We start from the raw sequence: 18,300 nt of genomic DNA on the forward strand, positions 1-18,300 counted from the left end.
TTAATTAATTATATAAATTAATATTTTTTTGTATTTGACCATAAAAAAAATATTAATTTAAACTTAATTTAATAAAAATATACTACAATCTTAAAAAATAAATTAATACCTATTAAAAAGGAGAGAAAATGGGTAAGTTTGTAAATAACATTGGTGAGTTTTTTAGTTATTGTCAAGAACATGAAGTTTTATTTGTTGATTTTAGATTTACTGATATGATAGGTACTTGGCACCATATTACTTACAATATAAAAGCAATTGATGATAAAACTTTTGAAAATGGAATTCCTTTTGATGCAAGCTCTTTACACGGTTGGCAACCTATAGAAAAATCGGATATGATTTTAAAACCTGATGTAGAAAGTGCATTCTTAGATCCATTTACAGCAGATCCTACTATCATAGTAATTTGTGATGTATATGATATTTATAAAGATCAAATGTATGAAAAATGTCCAAGAAGTATTGCCAAAAAAGCAATGCAACACTTAAGTACAAGCAATATCGCCGATACAGCTTATTTTGGTCCTGAAAATGAATTTTTTATTTTTGATAATGTAAAAATAGTTGATTCTTCTCATTGTGCAAAATATGAAGTAGATACTGAAGAAGGTGAATGGAATGATAATAAAGATTTCACAGATAGTTACAATAGCGGACATCGCCCAAGAAATAAAGGTGGGTATTTTCCTGTAAGCCCTATTGATTCTAGTGTAGATATTAGAGCTGAAATGGTACAAGTTTTAGAAAGAGTGGGTTTAAAAACTTTCGTACATCACCATGAAGTAGCACAAGGACAAGCTGAGATTGGTGTAGAATTTGGAAATTTAGTTGAAGCTGCTGATAATGTACAAATTTACAAATATGTAGTAAAAATGGTAGCACATTTAAATGGAAAAACAGCAACTTTTATGCCAAAACCACTCTATGGAGATAATGGAAGTGGTATGCATGTACATATGAGTCTTTGGAAAGATGGAGTAAATTTATTCTATGATAAAGAAGGCTATGGAAAATTAAGCGAATGTGCGATTAATTACATTGGTGGAATTTTAGCTAATGCAAGAAGTGTTGCCGCATTTACCAATCCTAGCTCAAATTCCTATAAAAGAATAGTTCCAGGTTTTGAAGCACCTTGTATATTAACTTATTCTTGTCAAAATCGCTCTGCAAGTTGTCGTGTTCCTTATGGTATTAACGAAAAAAGTGCAAGAGTAGAAATAAGATTTCCTGATAGCACTTCTAATCCTTACCTAGCTTTTACAAGCTTGCTTATGGCAGGACTTGATGGTATTAAAAACAAAACCATACCGGTTGGCCCTATGGATGAAAATTTATTTGCACTAACCCTAGATGAGATTAGAGAAAAAGGTATAGAGCAATTACCTCACACTTTAAGAGGATCTTTAGAAGCACTCATTAGAAAAAATGCTTTCTTAAAACCTGTTATGAGTGATGTGTTTATTGATGATTATCAACATATGAAATTTGAAACCCAAGTATGGCCTGTAGAAGCTAGACCAACTGCATATGAGTTTAAAACTTGTTATTCTTGCTAATTTTTGATGCCTTTTTGGCATCAAAAATTTAAAACACTATCGTTTTATTTTCGTGTATAAAAATCCTATCATCAAAGACCAAATCCAAAGCCTTAGAAAAAACATTTTTTTCCACATTACGTCCTGCTTGTTGCATAGCCTGCCAAGAATATTCATGAGTAACTGGTATAACATCTTGAGTAATAATTGGTCCTTCATCTAAGTTATTATTTACAAAATGTGCTGTTGCGCCTATAATCTTCACTCCTCTTTCATAAGCTTGCTTATAAGGATTAGCTCCTATAAATGCAGGTAAAAAAGAATGGTGGATATTAATAATCTTTCCTTCAAAATGCTCCACAAAAGATGGAGATAATATTCTCATATATTTTGCTAAAACAATATAATCAAACTCATATTGTTTTAAACACTCTAGTAATTTTTCTTCATGCTCTTGCCTACTTAAATCCTGCGCTAAAATAGTATGAAAAGGTATGTTAAATTTATCCACTAAAGGTTTTAACACCTCATAATTTGCAATAACTGCTTTAATATTTGCGTTAAATTCCCCACTAAATTGGCGAATAAGTAATTCACCCAAACAATGAGTTTCTTTGGTAGCTAAAACAATAATATCTTTTTTTCTCTTTGGTGTAATTTCAATTTGTGCATTATCAGGCAGCATAGCCTCAAGCGTTCCTTTAAAAGCTTTTATATCAAGCTCACCTTCTAAATGTGCCCTAAAGAAGAAACGATTTTCTCCAACAAATTCATCATTTTTTATAATATTGATTCTATATTTAAAAATAACATCTGAAATTCTATAAATCAATCCTTTTTCATCACTACTTGAAATTTTTAAAATATATTCATTCATTTTTGCTCCTTTATATAGTTTTTTAATTCTTGCAATCTTCTTTTTTCAAGCTCAATCCCAAGCTCTTTCCCACTAAATCCTTCCTTTAGTAAATCATTGGCACTAATTTTACTTTCAAAAGTATGATGATATAAATTTAACTTCTTTGCTTGTGCTATACGCTCATTATTCCAAAGCCCAAGCCATTTACAAAGTGGAATTTTTAAAGCAATTTTAGCTAAATTAAAATCATCAATTTTACCTAAAATAAACTCTTGTTCACATTTTTTTAATAGTTCTTTTTTTAATTTTGTTTTTTTAAAAAATTCCTCTTTATTTATATGAAAAAAATTCAAATACAAATATAAATACAAAGCCTCATCGTAAATTAATTTTTGACTATGCTCTAAAAGTTTTTCAAATTCTTCATTACAGCTTTGATAAAAAAATATTTTTTCTTCTAAATTTAAAATTTTGAAATACTCATAAGCTTTATTTAGTCTTGAAGTTTTAAAAATTTTATAAAGTTCATTATTAATACGCTCTTTAGATAAATCACTTATATCCATAGTTTGCATTAATTTTAAACTTTCTTTTGCAATTGTTAAATCAAACCTGCATGCAAAAGAAATTCCACGAAGCACTCTTAAACTATCTTCAACAAAACTTATATCATCAATATGTCTTATAATCTTTGCTTGTAAATCTTGCAAACCATTAAAAAAATCTAAAAACTTAAAATCAAAAATATTTACCATCAATGCATTAATGGTAAAATCCCTTCTTTTAGCTCCTTCTTGTTCATCATTACAAACTTTAACCTCAAAACCTCTATGGCCTGTAGAAATTTTATTTTCATAACGCGCTAGAGCTAAATCAAATTTTTTGTATTTATATACAAAAAAACTTTTTCCTACTCCATTTGCACCAAGTTTTTGCATAAGTTCATCAAAAAGCTTAGGCTCAATATCATAAATTTCTATATCATAATCATCACTAGATAAATCTAAAAAAGAATTCCTTACACAACCACCTACCAAATAAGCTCTTTGTGTGTAAGGTTTAAGTATATTTTTAATTCTTAAAAAATCATGATCATTTTTTAAGTCTATCTTCAATCTTTGCAAGTAAAAACTCTAAAAAAGTAATTGTAATATCTAGCCTTTTTTCTATATGCTCATCTTTAGTATTTTTTAATCCTTCAAATAAAACCAAAATACGCTCTCTGATATTTTTTAAGAAAAATTCTTCATTATTTATAATACTTTCTTCTTTTTCCTCTAAAGCTTCAACCTTAATAGTCATAGCTTGTTTATCTTCTTTAACTTTTACTTCTAAATCATCTAATTCTTGGATCAATTCTTGCGCAACTTGATTAATCTCTTTTTTTATTTTATCTTCTTGGATATTAGTATTTTTTTCTTGAGTAATTTCCTCTACCATAGGAGTAAATTCATCATTTTTACTTTTTTTATTATCTAACTCTGAATTAACTTCACTTATGGCCATTTTTGCTAAATCTTCTATATTCATAGTTTTATTAACCACCTTTTAAATTCATTAACTTCTTTTTCGCTTTTCATATTAACAAAAAAATCAAGCATATCATAATTTAAATCTTCATGATTAGAACGCAAACCACTTAAACGCCTTATAGCATCAATAGCATTTTTATTTTGCGGATCTTGCTTTAATATATTTTTATAAATCTCCAAAGCTTCATCTTTTAAACCTTGTGCTTCATAAATAGAGGCTTCTGTTACTGTATATCGCATTATCAACTCACAAAAAATAAAATGTCAAAATTCTAACAAAAAAGACTTTAATTTATTTTAATTTTTACTTAATCATAGGAGCTTTATATGCTAAAAATACAAAAATATTAAGTATTATAGCTACCGTAATAAGCATGATAAAGCCTAAAGTAAAATTTCCAAAACTATCATGGAGCATACCTATAATCCAAGGTGCTTGAGCTGCTATTAAATACCCTATGCCTTGTGACATGGCAGAAAGTTTAGCTGCTATAAAAGAAGTTGAACTTTTTATAGCAATAAACAATAATGAAATTGTAAAAACCCCACTAGATGCAAAACCTAAGAAAATAGCTGCTAACAACAATACTAATTTTACATCACAAAAAAACACCAAAATAAAACTTAAAACATATAAAAAACCCAATGTTATAATAACAAAACCCTTAGCATGAGCTCTTAGTTTTCCTAAAACAATAGGCAATAAAAACGCCACAGGCATACCTATGATTTGAGAAAGTAATAAAACATTAGAACCAAAATCAATTCCAAAACCTTTTTCACTTATCATCACACTAAGCCAAGCAAAAAGACTATAAGATAAAAAACTTTGCAGTCCCATTACAATAGTAACTTTCCAAGCTGTTAAATTCAAAAAAAGATTTATTTTATTGATGTTTTTCTTCTTAGGACGCAATAATCTTTTGTTTTTCAAATGCGGAAAATAAAAAATCAAAGCAATCAAAGCTAAAACAACCCAAAAAAACATAGCTTGAGGCACCTCAAAAATTTTAAGCAAAGGAAGTGATAAGGCCACTCCAGCAATTGAAGATAAACCTATAATTGATCCATATAAGCCCATAATTTTATAAGCATTTTTTGCAAATTTTTCTTTTACAAAAGAAGGCAATAAAACATTAGCTATTGCAATGCCTGCTCCAATTAAAAAAACCCCAGAAAATAAACCTATATTACCCCCATAACTTCTAATAAACTCTCCAAAAACAATTAAACACAAAGCAAAAAACAAAGCTTTAATTTGCGAAAAATACGCCACGAAAAAAGATATAAGCCCAAAAGCTATCAAAGGTAAAGTTGTAAGCATTCCTGCTAGGGCTGAATTTATCTTATAATATTCTTGAATGTATTCTATCATAGGACCTATAGAGGTTATAGGCGCTCTTAAATTTAAAGCAAGGGTAATTACAACCAAAATATTAATCCAAAAGAATTTTTTATATGAAATTTGTGTATACATGATTATTTTTGATTTAATATATTTTCAAGGTATTTTTGTTTATCTTGCTTAATATTTTTTTGTTCTATTTGCTTTTGTTGTTTTACTACTTCATTTTCCTTAGAAAAATAAAAATGATCAATAATAAAAACAGAAGAAATGATAAAAATCAAAGGAATCAAAAAAACCATAATCAATACTTTCTAAAGACATTGCCATAGTATTCTATATTATCTTTTTTTAAATTCTCATCAAAAGCATTTGCCTCAAAATTTGCTTTTAAAATTTTTTCTCTTTCTTCGTCTAAGTCCTGATAAGAAAAAACCATATTAATACTCACTACCCCATCAAGCTGTTCTAATTGTTTATATGCTTTTAACTCATCATCTAAATTTTCACTTTCTATTACTACTATAATTTTTTCATCCTGAGCTAATTCCACACTACAACAAGGTGTTTTTTGAATTTGCTCTTTGAGTTTTTCTACTTTTTCTTCTTTAGTTAAAATCAACACACTAGAAAGATTCATCTATACTCCAAAATATAATTTTATCTTCATAACCTGCACTAATAAGCTCATGCTCATTTAAAAATATAAGATATTCTAGCAAAAAATCTTTATTTTGGAATCTTTTTATTGTTTTTAGGTTTTTAGTATTTACAAGTTCTATAATATTTTTTTCATTATCTCCAAAAGCCGCTATAGAACCATTTTCATTTAAAGCACAAGTATAAATCAAAAAATCTCTTTCTATATTTTTTTCTTGATCATTTTGCACTATGCCCAATTTTCTATCAGTACTACAGCTTGCAATAATTGTGTTTTTAAAATCAAGTTGATAAATATTATCCTTGTGAACATTTTTATAACTTTTTATTTTTTGCCATTTCTTCACATCAAAAAGCATTAGTTCACCACTTTCAAAACCTGCCACTAATTGAGTTTTAGTTTCATTTAAAACCACATCACTTAAGCTTGAACTAGAAAAAGTAAAATTTTTTACAACGCTTTTTGTTTTTAGATCAAAAAGCTCTATATTAGAACCTAGCAAGGCCAATAAAATAGTATTATCATCTAAAAACAAAGCTTTTTTTGCTCCATCATTAGCTAAATCATAGCTTAAAAGTTGTTTATTTTTATAAACATATAATTTTTTACTTCCAAAATCACCTTCACTTAAAATCAAAATAGCCCCATTTAAGTAATCAATACTATAAATTCTGGGGCTAAGATTTTCTTCGTAAAAATTTTTAATCTTATCTAGCTGAATGATTTTTTGCATTTTTTTATCTTTAAGGAAATATTGTTTTATTTCTCCATTATCAAGTCCTATAAGCAAACTATTATCAGCAAGCTTTAAAGCGTTTAAATTTGAATCAAGCTTAAGCTCATAACTCAATGCATAAATACTCATTAGTAAGATTAAAAACATTTTTTTCATAATTTTATTTTACACCTTCATTTAAAACATCTAAAAGATTAGATTTTTTCTTTGATTCTTCGCTTTTAAATTTTGCTTCAAAGCTATTTCCTACCAAAGGTTTAGCATCACTTTGTGGCACATGACATTGTGTACAATTAAATCTTGCATCGCTTATCATATCTTTAGTAGATTTGTTTTTTCTTAAATCAAAATAATGACTACTTGGAAGTGGTGTAGCTCCAACATCTTTAGCAATAGTCTTATCATGACAACTTAAGCAAATATTATTATCCTTAGTAATTGGAAGCATATCCTCTAAAGTGTGCGGGATTAATGGCGGAGCATTTTCAAACGATCTTTCAATCAAAACAGATTCACCAGCCACTGCTTGAGAATATTTTGCATCCAATAATTCTACATTTTCACTTTCTAAACTTGTTTTTCTTAAACCTATATCTTTTGAATCAACACTTTTAACAGCAAGCCCACAAGCACTTATTAAAACAGCTGCTGCTAAGGATAAAAAGATTTTATTTTTCATTTTCTCTCCTTAAATTTATTATACTAAAACCTAAAGCATCATCACCGCAAATATCAATACATTTTCCACATCTTATACATTCACCTGATTTTACATCTTGATTTTCTTTACCTATCATCCAAAGCACTTGTTTTTCAGGGCACACTCCAAGACATTTATAACACTTAGTGCATTTTTGTAAGCTATATCTTACTTTTAACAATGAAAAATGCGAACTTAAAGCCCAAAAAGCCCCTAAAGGACAAAAATGCGAACAAGTAAATCTTGGACTAAAAAATGTATCTATACAAAAAACAATCAAAGCCATCAAAAGCCAAGAAATACCGCCAAAAATAATCCCTCTTTGGATTATTCCTATATAAGAAAATTCCTCAAAAACAGGAAAAGAAAAAAGAAAAGAAAAAATCAAAACAAAAGCCAAAACATAATAACGCAAATTTTTATTTACATTAAAAATTCTTGCTTGATTAAAACCTAATTTATTTCTAATAAAATAAGCAAAATCAGTAATGATATTGACAGGACAAACCCAAGCACAAAACGCTCTTCCAGCAAAAATAGCATAAAACAAAAATACTATCAAAGCACCACTTAAAGCCATCAAATCTACTTGCAAACTTGCTAAAGCAAGTTGAATAAATGCAAAAGGATCACTTAGTGGCACCGAAGAAAATAAAACCGAAGAGCTTAAATTTCCTTTTAATATAAAATTAAATACACCAAAAGAAAAAAAAGTTAAAATAGACAATTGCACTATTCTTCTTAAAATAAGATACTTCATAGCAATTCTCCATCGTTAAGATAATCTTTAACCTTATTTTTATTGAATTTTTTATCTGTGTTTACATCTTGTAAACGTTTTTCATCTTTTTCATCCCAACCTTTGATGTAATTATCTCCAGCTTTTCCTAAAACAAATTCTCTAGGCAAAACTTTAATGGCTGCTTTTTGTGTTATACAAGCTTTTTCACAAATCCCACATCCAACACACACTTCATGATCTACCACAGGTAGTAAAAATGCATGCTTTGCTGTTCTTTCGTTGCGTTTTGTTTCAAGTTTTAATGCTTTATCCATTAAAGGACAAGCTCTATAACAAGCATCACATTGAATTCCCCAATAAGCAACACAACTTGCACTATCAATTATAGCTATACCCATTTTTGTTTTATAAATTCCATTATTTTGCTCTAGATATTTATGATCTAGCGCATTTGTAGGACAATCTCTTATACAAGGTATATCCTCACATAACCTGCAAGGATTTTCTCTTGCTACAAAAAAAGGCGTACCATTTTTAGCACTATTTTCTAAATTTGCTAACTTTAAAACATCATAAGGACAGGCTTTTACACAAAGTCCACATCGTATACATTTTGATAAAAATTCTTTTTCATCATCTGCCCCAGGAGGTCTTAAAAAATACTCCTGATTTGAGCTAAATGCTAAACTTGCCAAAAATGCACTTCCGCTTCCTATGCACAAAAGCTTAAAAGCAAAGGCTAAAAATTCTCTTCTATTTTTCATTTTTATGCTTTAGTAATTTTTACGGCACATTTTTTGAAATCTGTTTGATTAGACAACGGACAAGTTGCATCTAGTGTAACTTTGTTTATATATACATTCTCATCAAACCAAGGCACATACACAAGGCCTTTAGAAGGTTTATTTCTACCACGAAAATCTACTCTAGCTTTTACTTTACCACGACGTGATTCTACCCATACAATATCACCTTGATTAATTTTCATAGCCTTAGCATCATCTTCATTCATATAACAAAGTGCTTCAGGTACTGCACGGAAAAGCTCAGGAACCCTCATGGTCATAGTTCCACTATGCCAATGCTCTAAAACCCTACCAGTACATAACCAGAATGGATATTCTTTGTTTGGTCTTTCAGGTGCTTTCATAAATGGTCTAAAGAAAATTTTTACTTTGTTTTTTAAACTGTATTTTTCTTTAGTTTGTGGAGCTAGTAAATCTCCTTTTGGTAATTCTTTAGCAAAATCACCATAAAACGCAAAGTCTGAATTTGGAGCAGCTTTTTTAGCATAATAATCAAATTTAGTATTAAATCTCCATTGGGTTTCTTTACCATTTACCACAGGCCATCTTAAACCTCTTACTTTATGATAAGTATCAAAATCAGCTAAATCATGTCCATGACCTAAGCCAAATTTGCGGTATTCTTCCCATAGATATTTTTGTACAAAAAATCCATACCCATTAAATTCTTTACCGTCACTACCTATAATTTTTCTTTCATCGCCATTAACATCACTATTGTCAAATCCTTTTGCAATAGAATCGTTTGCTTTAAAAGATTTTGCTTCTTTATTAGCAAATAATACATCATATAAAGTATCATCTTCACTATAACCCATAGCTTTAGCTTCTTCTAAAACACTTGGCAGAGTAAGTTTATCATTTACCTTGGTTTCACCCCAAACTTCTTTTAATTTAAAGCGTTTTGAAAATTCCATGATTTGCCAAGTATCGCTCATAGCTTCACCTACAGGCAATACTTGTTGTTTCCAGTGTTGAGTTCTTCTTTCAGCATTACCATAAGCACCCCATTTTTCATAAATCATAGCACTTGGTAAAATTAAATCTGCCACCTTAGCACTAATTCCTGGGTAACAATCACTCACAACGATAAAATTATCCATTTCTCTAGCTGCTGCTATCCAGTGGTTTGCATTAGCAGTGTTTTGCCAAGGATTATTTACTTGTACCCAAGCAAATTTGATATTTCCATCTTCTAAATCTCTCATGATTTTTAAGTATGGAGCACCTGGTTTTGGATTAATCGTTTTTGCAGGAACTTTCCAAATTTTTTCACTAATTTCTCTGTGTTTAGGATTTGCAACCACCATATCAGCAGGTAAACGATGTGAAAAAGTCCCTACTTCTCTTGCAGTTCCACAAGCACTTGGTTGTCCTGTTAATGAAAACGCACCACTTCCTGGTTTTGCTTGTTTGCCAAGTAAAAAATGCACCATATAAGCTTGCTCATTTACCCAAGTACCTCTTGTGTGTTGATTAAAGCCCATAGTCCAAAAGCTTACCACTTTTCTATTTTTTTCTATATATAAATTTGCTAATTCTTGAAGTTTTTTCTTAAATTCTTCTATGCTTTCATCTTCATTACCCTTAGCAACTTTAGCAACATAATCAAGTGTATAAGGCTCTAAAGCTTTTTTGAAATCTTCAAATGAAATTTCCCAATGCGCATCAGGAGCATTTTGGTGTTTCATTTCAAATTTATCGCCTGCTTTTACACCCAAATAAGCCAAAGATACTACTTCTTCTTCATCTACAATAATAGCATTTTGTTTTGCTACGGTATCTTTTTCACTTGCTTTAAATTTAGGATGGTTTGGATTATTTCTCATTCCATAACCAATATCAGCATAACCTGTTGTAAAAATACAATGTTTTTCAATAAATTCTTTATCCATAGCTTCAGGATGATTATAAACAATCTCTCTAGCGATATAATTCCAAATAGCTAAATCAGTATTTGGTTTGAAAATGATTTCAGTATCTGCTATATGAGAAGTTCTATTAGAAAAAGTAGATAAATTTACGATTTTAACTTTATCTAAATTACTTAATTTTCTATCACTTACCCTTGACCATAAAATCGGATGCATTTCTGCCATATTTGCACCCCAAGTAATAATAGTATCAGTAAGCTCTATATCATCATAACAACCAGAAGGCTCATCAACCCCAAAAGTTTGCATAAAACCAACAACAGCACTAGCCATACAATGACGTGCATTTGGGTCTATATTATTTGATCTAAAACCAGCTTTTACTAATTTTGCAGCAGCATATCCTTCTTGTATAGTATATTGACCACTTGCAAAAATTCCAATCCCCTCCGCACCTTTTTCTTTGTAGGCTTTTTTGAATTGTTTTTCCATTTCATCAAAAGCTCTTTGCCAAGAAACTTGTTGAAATTTTCCTTTTTTATCAAACTCACCTTTTGCATTTACACGAAGTAAAGGTGTTACTAAGCGATCTTCTCCATACATAATTTTTGCATTAAAATAACCTTTAATACAATTTAATCCACGATTTACCGGAGCTGCTGGGTCTCCTTTTACAGCGACAATTTTACCATCTAAACTTGCAACTAAAATTCCACAGCCTGTACCACAAAATCTACAAACAGCCTTATCCCAACGCCATTTATTCTCAGTATTTGCAAGTACACTACTTGGAACACTAAGGCCTGCAACACCACAAGCACTAGCAATAGCGGTATTTTTAATGAAGTCCCTTCTGTTCATTATATCCCTCGTTATTGTTTATTTATGTATATAAAGAATACATAAATATAATATTACTATGATTAGTTTAAATTTAAATTATAATAGAGAATATTTTATAAGTATTTATAAATAGGAGTTTTTTAGTATTTTTTTAATATTTTTTGCATATTATAAAACGCTAGTTAATTCTAGCGTTTTAATTGATTTACAATACCAAGCATATCATCACTTGTAGTAATAGCTTTTGAGCCAGCTTCATAAGCTCTTTGCCCTGTGATAAGATCTGTCATTTCTTCTACAAGCTGAACATTACTAAGCTCTACAAAGCCATGTTTGATTACAGAAAATCCATTCTCTCCCGCTATACCTGCAATAGGCGCTCCACTTGCATCAGTTTCTACTAAAAGATTATCTCCCAAAGCATGCAAGCCCGCTGGATTAATAAAATTTACAAGCTCAATTTGACCTATTTGAGTTTCAGCTGTATTTCCTGGCTGCATAACAGAAACCGTTCCATCACTTGCTACGTTAATAGCTGTAGCATCCTCAGGTATAGTCATTTCCGGCAAAAGTCTATAACCATCTGAATTTACAATATTTCCTTCAGCATCTTTGGTAAATTGACCATTTCTAGTATAAGCTATAGTTCCATCAGGCATTTGAATTTGGAAAAAGCCATTATTACCAGCGATTGCCATATCAAGACCTGAAGTTGATGTTTGTTTTAAACTACCTTCACTAAAAATTTTACTCACAGCTGTCACTCTTGAACCAAGACCCACTTCTATACCACTTGGATGTTTTGTGGTGCTTGAGGTTGAAGTACCTGCGTATTTCATCGTTTGATACATCAAATCTGCAAATTCCGCACGTGATTTTTTATAACCTACTGTATTAACATTTGAAATATTATTTGAAGTTACATCAATTTGTGTTTGTTGTGATACCATCCCTGATGCTGCTGTGTACAATGATCTTAACATTTTATCTATCCTTAGTTTTATTTAGTACTTGCTAATTTGTTAATAGCTTCTTGATTTAAATCATCCATATGAGATGTCATAACTTTTTGATACATCTCAACCATTCTATTTGCTTCGATTAATCCTACCATTTCTGTAACTGGATTAACATTTGATCCTTGAGTAAAACCTTGCTTAATGGCATTTGAATTTGGCAAATCTCTAATTTTGTTTAAATTATCGATTTTATACATATTATCGCCATCTTTTTGCAAATTTCTTAAATCATCAACTTGCGCTACGAATAATCTTGCTATATCTTGATTAGATGCACTGATGATTCCATTTTTATCCACATTAATAAAAGAAGTGGAATTTCCTATGCGTATGCCATCATTTTCAGGATTGTTAAAATAATCACTGCTTAAAACTCTATACCCTTGACGATTTACCAAATATCCCTCATCATCAAGCTGGAAATTTCCATCTTGACTCAATCTTACCTCACCATTATTTGTTTTAATCAAATAAAAAGTATCCTCACGAGTAAGAGCTAAATCCAAAGGATTGTGCGTCATTTTCATAGAACCTACGCTAAAATTTGTATAGACGTGATTAACCTGTGGAACCCTATCTATAGTTGTATTTACAAATCTTGCAGCATCTCTTGTATGATTTTGTATAGGTAACTCATCTTGAGTTTCTTTAAAAATCCTTTTAAAATCTGCAATAACAACATTATCTCTTTTATAGCCACTTGTATTTACATTTGCTAGGTTATTAGTTACAACATCTAAGCGATTAAACTGCGTAACCATAGCACCAGTGGCTTGATAATACCCATTTTGCATTGTTTTTCCTAACTAAAATCTTAATTTTCTACACGATAAAGCAAAAGCTGTTCCAAAATGTTTTTATTTGTTTTTAATTAATTTTTAGGCATAATATTTAGTTTTACACTCATTACTTAAATACAAGGGGTATCCATGGCTAATGAAACCAATGTTTTAGAAGAACTTTTCAAAGAAAATTCTAAAGATTATATCACATATGAAAAACTTGTCAAGTATTTTGCAAAACTTCCAAATGCAACAAGTGCAAAAAAAATCCGCGATTTAATGGATAAACATAAAGTAGAATTAATTTCTTCAGCTGAAATTGCTAAAAAAAGAAATTTAGAAGAAGCAAAAAAATTACAAGAAGAAAAACAAAAATTACAAGATACGAGTTTAGAAAATGAATTTGATTTAGCCAATGAAAACGATTTGCTTGAATGGAGTAGATCAGACTCTCCTGTTAGAATGTATTTAAGAGAAATGGGACAAATTGCTCTTTTAAACAAGGACGAGGAAGTTGAAATTTCTAAAAAAATTGAGCTAGGTGAAGATATTATTATTGATGCTTTTTGTTCTGTGCCTTATTTGATAGATTTTATACTTGATTATAAAGAACCTTTAATCAATAGAGAAAGAAGAGTAAAAGAGCTTTTTAAAAGCTTTGAAGATGATGATAAAAGTGATGATGATAAAAGTGATGATGAAATAGACTCTGAAGAAGAAAATGAAAACGAGGAAAATGAAAACTCAAGTGAAAAAAAACCTAAAAAAGCAAGTAAAAAAGAAGACGAAAGAACCTTAAAAGTTATAGAAAGTTTTAAGGCCTTAGAAAAAGCAAAAAAAGAATGGTTAAAAACCATATCTACTATTAATGCAGAAAAAAACGATGATGAATTATTGGATAAACTCATAATTGCTTTTAAGAAAAATATATTAAAAGAAAAACTAATGGATCTAGGTCCAACTTCAAAACTTATCTCTGAAATAGTAAAATCCATGGAAACAGCTTTAAAAAGCGATGAGGAATTTGACAAAGAATTAAAACGCTTAGAATATCGCTTGCCAATGTTTTCAGAAGAATTAAAACAAAGACACCAAGATATCTTAAAAGATATTACAAAACTTAGCAAAGAAGAAATCGCTGAACGCGCACTAGAAACTACGATGGTAAGCACTTATATGGAGATTAAAAAACTCATTCAAACTAAAGAAGCTAGCCAAAATTCTTTTGATTTAGAAAAAGATCAACTAAAAGAAATTCTAGAGCAAATAAAGCGCGGTAAAAAAATCTCAGATGAAGCTAAAACCAGAATGGCAAAATCAAATTTACGCTTGGTTGTAAGCATTGCTAAAAGATATACTAACCGTGGATTACCGTTTTTAGATTTGATCCAAGAAGGCAATATAGGCTTAATGAAAGCGGTAGATAAATTTGAATACAAACGCGGTTATAAATTTTCAACCTATGCAACTTGGTGGATTAGACAAGCCATTTCAAGAGCTATTGCTGATCAAGCAAGAACGATTAGAATTCCTATTCATATGATAGAAACTATTAATCAAATCAATAAAATCATTCGTGAATATTTACAAAAAGAAGGTAAAGAGCCTGATGTAAGCATTATTGCTAAAGAAGTAGGACTTAGCGTAGATAAAGTAAAACAAGTGATTAAAATCACTAAAGAACCAATTTCTCTAGAAGCGCCTATTAGCAATGAAGATGATGGTAAATTTGGAGATTTTGTAGAAGATAGAACTTCAATTTCACCTATGGATCACATTTTAAAAGATGATTTAAAAGAACAAATTGATGAAGTTTTAGATCAGCTTAATGACAGAGAAAAAGCTGTTATTAGAATGCGTTTTGGTTTAATGGATGATGAAAGTGATAGAACCTTAGAAGAAATCGGCAAAGAACTAAATGTCACAAGAGAAAGAGTAAGACAAATAGAAAGCTCGGCCATAAAAAAACTCAAACACCCAAAAGTTGGTAGAAAACTTAAAAATTATATAGAAGGTTGGAAATAATCCTTGCTAAAAAGCAAGGATTAGCTATCCCTAAAAAGCTTCGTTGCTAAATGTGCTGCTCTACTATGATCAGTATCTTTTTTCAAGGTATTAAAAATTCTACTAATATATTCTTCTAAAATTTGTTGAGAATTATTAATTTTTTCTGCTTCATTTAAAGTAATCTTACGATATCTTCCTTCACTGTTTAACTCATAAGCTAAATCATTATCACTTAATTGTAGTTTTAAAATTTGGGCTAATTTTGCACGCGAATGCTCATCAAAAATAGGAGTCATTAATTCCAGTCTTCTTTCTAAATTTCTTGGCATCCAATCAGCACTTGAAATAAAATAATTTGGCTCAGTGTGTTTAAAATATAAAATTCTGGCATGTTCTAAATATTTTCCAACTATACTTCTAACTTTTATATTTTCACTATACCCTTTTACTCCAGGTCTTAAACAACAAATTCCACGCACAATAAGATCTATTTTAACACCCTTATTTGAAGCCTCATATAAAGCTTTAATCACATCACCATCTACTAAAGCATTCATTTTGGCTATGATTACCCCATCTTTTCCATGACTTGCTTCTGTAGCTATCATATCTAAAATTCGTTCTTTGATTTGCTTTGGACTCATTGATAAAGTCTTTAATCGACGGCTTTTGCTATATCCTGAAAGTATATGAAAAAAGGTTGTGGTATCTTGAGAGTATTCTTCTTTAGAAGTAAAATAACTCACATCAGTATAAATTTTAGCTGAACTTGCATTATAATTGCCTGTACTTAAATGATTATAAATTTTTAATTTATCCCCTTCTTTTCTAATCACTTGAGCTACTTTTGCATGCACTTTAAAACCAGTGATTCCATACACCACATGAGCTCCTGCATTTTCTAATGATTTTGCCCAGTGCAAATTATTTTCTTCATCAAAGCGTGCTTTTAATTCCACCATTACTGTAACTTGCTTACCATCACTTGCTGCATCAATTAAAGCTTGGACTATGTTTGAATTTTTTTCTACCCTATAAAGAGTCATTCTTATAGAAACAACCTTAGGATCTTTACTTGCTTCTTTGATAAATTGATATACAGGCTCAAAACTCTCATAAGGCTGTATAGCCAATATATCTTGTTTATCAATTGCACTAAAAATAGATACATTATCTCCAAAAGGTGGTAAAATCTTTGGTGTATACACAGGGTTTAGTAAGTGTGTAAATTCTTTATTAGAAATGATTTGCCACAGTGATGGCAGATTTAAAAGTATGCTGTATTCATAAATGTCTTTATGAAAAATATTCATATGAGAACTTAAAAATTCAATCAACTGCTCATCTGCGCCTTTTTCTATTTGCAAGCGTATAAAAGCACCTTTTCTACGAAGCTTTAAACCCTGCTCCAAAATCAACATAAAATCATCAGCTTCTTCTTCTTCTATCTCCATATCTGCGTTTCTAGTTACCCTAAAAGCAGCAGAAGATAAAAGCTTATAGCCAGGAAAAATATGCTCCGTATGATGACGCACTATACTTTCTATAGGCACATAAATATTCGAACTTACTTGATAAAATCTTGGTAAAACCCTAGGTATACGTATCATACCAAATTTTAAAAGTTCAGGATGCATAGGATCACAAAGCTTTACCGCTAAAGAAAACGAAAGATTATTTAAATGCGGAAAAGGATGAGTTGCATCAACCGCAATAGGCACTATCACAGGAAAAATATTAGAAAAAAAATGCTCATTACATTGTTGTTTTAAATCCTCGTCAAGTTCTTCATATAAACGAATAAATAAATTTTCTTTTTCTAAATCTTGAGTTATTTTAGTAAAATACTGCTCTACTACATATTTTTCTTCATGTAAATAATTTCTAATAGCTTTAAGCTGTGCAAGTGGGGTCATTTCATCATTACTTGCTGTGCTTATTCCTGCTATAAAAAGCTGTTTTAATCCAGCTACCCTTATCATATAAAACTCATCTAAATTTGTACAATATATAGCAATAAATTTAAGTTTTTCAAGCAAAGGAAGATCTTTAGAACATTGATCTAAAACACGGGAATTAAATGCAAGCCAAGAAAGTTCTCTATTAATATACATTGATGGTTGAATTTGCATAATACACCTGCCTTATTTTCTAGTATGTAATATTTTAGTATTTCTTTTATTAAATTTTATTTTATTTTTATAATAGTAAATAAATTTATATAAAAAATAATACTTTTTTTATCTTATTAAAAAAATTATAAATAAATAATAAATTTATATTTACTTTTTAAGATTTTATAGATAATATAATTATACTTAAGTTCTTGTAACTTAAACTTCATTCAAAGGAGAGACTTTGAAAAAAGCAAACTCAAAACTTTTTGCTGTTTTCCTCTTCTTGCTTGTAATTTTAGCAGGAGTTGGAATGTATACTTTCCATAATGCTAAAGGCACTTCTTATTTTAGCGATGCTAGTGAAAGCTGTAATAATTGTCATATTATGAACGAAGTTTATAATGATTATTTAAAAGCTTCACACTCTAAAGAAGTTGATGGTAAACCAAGAGCAACCTGTAATGATTGTCATTTACCACATAGCTTTTTTGAAAAATGGATTGCTAAAGCTCAAAGTGGTTTAGGACATGCTTATGCATTTACTTTTAAACTTGATTCTTTACCTACACATTTAAGTGCAAATGCAAAAAGTAAAGAAATAGTCCAAAATAACTGCATAGAATGTCATAAAGAAATTGCGAGCAACACTATCAACCCTACTCTAGATCCACATAAAGATAATTCCTTAAGTTGTGTATCTTGTCACCAAGGTGTTGGTCATAAGAGAGGATTTTAAATG

The 18,300-nt window shown here is 29.9% G+C and carries 18 protein-coding genes; 3 read left to right on the forward strand and 15 right to left on the reverse strand.

The window, feature by feature from the left end; translation table 11 throughout:
* Window positions 1-128 precede the first annotated feature (128 nt).
* Window positions 129-1,559 carry a type I glutamate--ammonia ligase gene (gene glnA, locus L8T90_RS00705; protein WP_263663129.1) on the forward strand — a complete coding sequence of 477 codons (1,431 nt, stop codon included), beginning with the start codon at window positions 129-131 and terminating at the stop codon, window positions 1,557-1,559.
* Between the two features lie 28 nt (window positions 1,560-1,587).
* Here the strand turns inward: glnA and purU are convergent, their stop codons facing one another.
* The 14 genes from purU to L8T90_RS00775 form a co-directional block, all read right to left on the reverse strand.
* Complete coding sequence (gene purU / locus L8T90_RS00710) at window positions 1,588-2,415, reverse strand: formyltetrahydrofolate deformylase (protein WP_039628491.1); 828 nt, start codon at window positions 2,413-2,415, stop codon at window positions 1,588-1,590.
* Window positions 2,412-3,521: a CCA tRNA nucleotidyltransferase gene (locus L8T90_RS00715; RefSeq protein ID WP_263736434.1), complete on the reverse strand. Its 1,110-nt coding sequence runs from the start codon at window positions 3,519-3,521 to the stop codon at window positions 2,412-2,414. The genes purU and L8T90_RS00715 overlap by 4 nt, the downstream gene beginning before the upstream one ends.
* On the reverse strand, window positions 3,490-3,927 hold the full coding sequence (ciaD, locus tag L8T90_RS00720) for an effector protein CiaD (protein ID WP_263678750.1): 438 nt from the start codon (window positions 3,925-3,927) through the stop codon (window positions 3,490-3,492). Before ciaD ends, L8T90_RS00715 begins: the two co-directional genes overlap by 32 nt.
* Window positions 3,924-4,172 carry a hypothetical protein gene (locus L8T90_RS00725; protein ID WP_263736463.1) on the reverse strand — a complete coding sequence of 83 codons (249 nt, stop codon included), beginning with the start codon at window positions 4,170-4,172 and terminating at the stop codon, window positions 3,924-3,926. The genes ciaD and L8T90_RS00725 overlap by 4 nt, the downstream gene beginning before the upstream one ends.
* Before the next feature lie 61 nt (window positions 4,173-4,233).
* Complete coding sequence (locus tag L8T90_RS00730) at window positions 4,234-5,406, reverse strand: MFS transporter (protein ID WP_263736435.1); 1,173 nt, start codon at window positions 5,404-5,406, stop codon at window positions 4,234-4,236.
* Window positions 5,407-5,408: 2 nt separating this feature from the next.
* On the reverse strand, window positions 5,409-5,576 hold the full coding sequence (locus tag L8T90_RS00735; protein WP_257396760.1) for a hypothetical protein: 168 nt from the start codon (window positions 5,574-5,576) through the stop codon (window positions 5,409-5,411).
* 2 nt (window positions 5,577-5,578) lie between these two features.
* On the reverse strand, window positions 5,579-5,914 hold the full coding sequence (locus L8T90_RS00740; RefSeq protein WP_263702116.1) for a chaperone NapD: 336 nt from the start codon (window positions 5,912-5,914) through the stop codon (window positions 5,579-5,581).
* Complete coding sequence (locus L8T90_RS00745) at window positions 5,901-6,827, reverse strand: WD40 repeat domain-containing protein (RefSeq protein ID WP_263736436.1); 927 nt, start codon at window positions 6,825-6,827, stop codon at window positions 5,901-5,903. The genes L8T90_RS00740 and L8T90_RS00745 overlap by 14 nt, the downstream gene beginning before the upstream one ends.
* A gap of 4 nt (window positions 6,828-6,831) precedes the next feature.
* Window positions 6,832-7,350, reverse strand: a complete 519-nt coding sequence (locus L8T90_RS00750) for a nitrate reductase cytochrome c-type subunit (RefSeq protein ID WP_263663122.1) — start codon at window positions 7,348-7,350, stop codon at window positions 6,832-6,834.
* Complete coding sequence (gene napH, locus L8T90_RS00755) at window positions 7,340-8,131, reverse strand: quinol dehydrogenase ferredoxin subunit NapH (protein WP_263736437.1); 792 nt, start codon at window positions 8,129-8,131, stop codon at window positions 7,340-7,342. Before napH ends, L8T90_RS00750 begins: the two co-directional genes overlap by 11 nt.
* Window positions 8,128-8,877, reverse strand: coding sequence for a ferredoxin-type protein NapG (gene napG, locus L8T90_RS00760; RefSeq protein ID WP_263736438.1), 750 nt, complete (start codon window positions 8,875-8,877; stop codon window positions 8,128-8,130). The genes napH and napG overlap by 4 nt, the downstream gene beginning before the upstream one ends.
* A gap of 2 nt (window positions 8,878-8,879) precedes the next feature.
* On the reverse strand, window positions 8,880-11,654 hold the full coding sequence (napA, locus tag L8T90_RS00765) for a periplasmic nitrate reductase subunit alpha (RefSeq protein ID WP_263736439.1): 2,775 nt from the start codon (window positions 11,652-11,654) through the stop codon (window positions 8,880-8,882).
* A gap of 170 nt (window positions 11,655-11,824) precedes the next feature.
* Entirely contained in the window at window positions 11,825-12,619 is a 795-nt protein-coding gene (gene flgG, locus L8T90_RS00770; RefSeq protein ID WP_039626513.1) for a flagellar basal-body rod protein FlgG, read from the reverse strand.
* A 17-nt stretch (window positions 12,620-12,636) separates the two neighbouring features.
* Window positions 12,637-13,449 carry a flagellar hook-basal body protein gene (locus tag L8T90_RS00775; protein WP_263682098.1) on the reverse strand — a complete coding sequence of 271 codons (813 nt, stop codon included), beginning with the start codon at window positions 13,447-13,449 and terminating at the stop codon, window positions 12,637-12,639.
* 135 nt (window positions 13,450-13,584) lie between these two features.
* Here L8T90_RS00775 and rpoD point away from each other — a divergent pair, with 135 nt between their 5' ends.
* The gene (gene rpoD / locus L8T90_RS00780; protein ID WP_263678759.1) at window positions 13,585-15,462 is read left to right on the forward strand and encodes an RNA polymerase sigma factor RpoD; all 1,878 of its coding nucleotides are present in this window, start codon (window positions 13,585-13,587) and stop codon (window positions 15,460-15,462) included.
* A 20-nt stretch (window positions 15,463-15,482) separates the two neighbouring features.
* On the opposite strand, the gene L8T90_RS00785 is transcribed toward rpoD, so the two are convergent.
* Window positions 15,483-17,576: an RNA degradosome polyphosphate kinase gene (locus tag L8T90_RS00785; RefSeq protein WP_263682097.1), complete on the reverse strand. Its 2,094-nt coding sequence runs from the start codon at window positions 17,574-17,576 to the stop codon at window positions 15,483-15,485.
* Between the two features lie 226 nt (window positions 17,577-17,802).
* Between L8T90_RS00785 and nrfH the strand changes: the two genes are divergently transcribed.
* On the forward strand, window positions 17,803-18,297 hold the full coding sequence (gene nrfH, locus L8T90_RS00790) for a cytochrome c nitrite reductase small subunit (protein ID WP_012661729.1): 495 nt from the start codon (window positions 17,803-17,805) through the stop codon (window positions 18,295-18,297).
* Window positions 18,298-18,300 lie beyond the last annotated feature (3 nt).

This window comes from Campylobacter sp. RKI_CA19_01121 (genome assembly GCF_025771295.1).
Classification (GTDB): domain Bacteria; phylum Campylobacterota; class Campylobacteria; order Campylobacterales; family Campylobacteraceae; genus Campylobacter_D.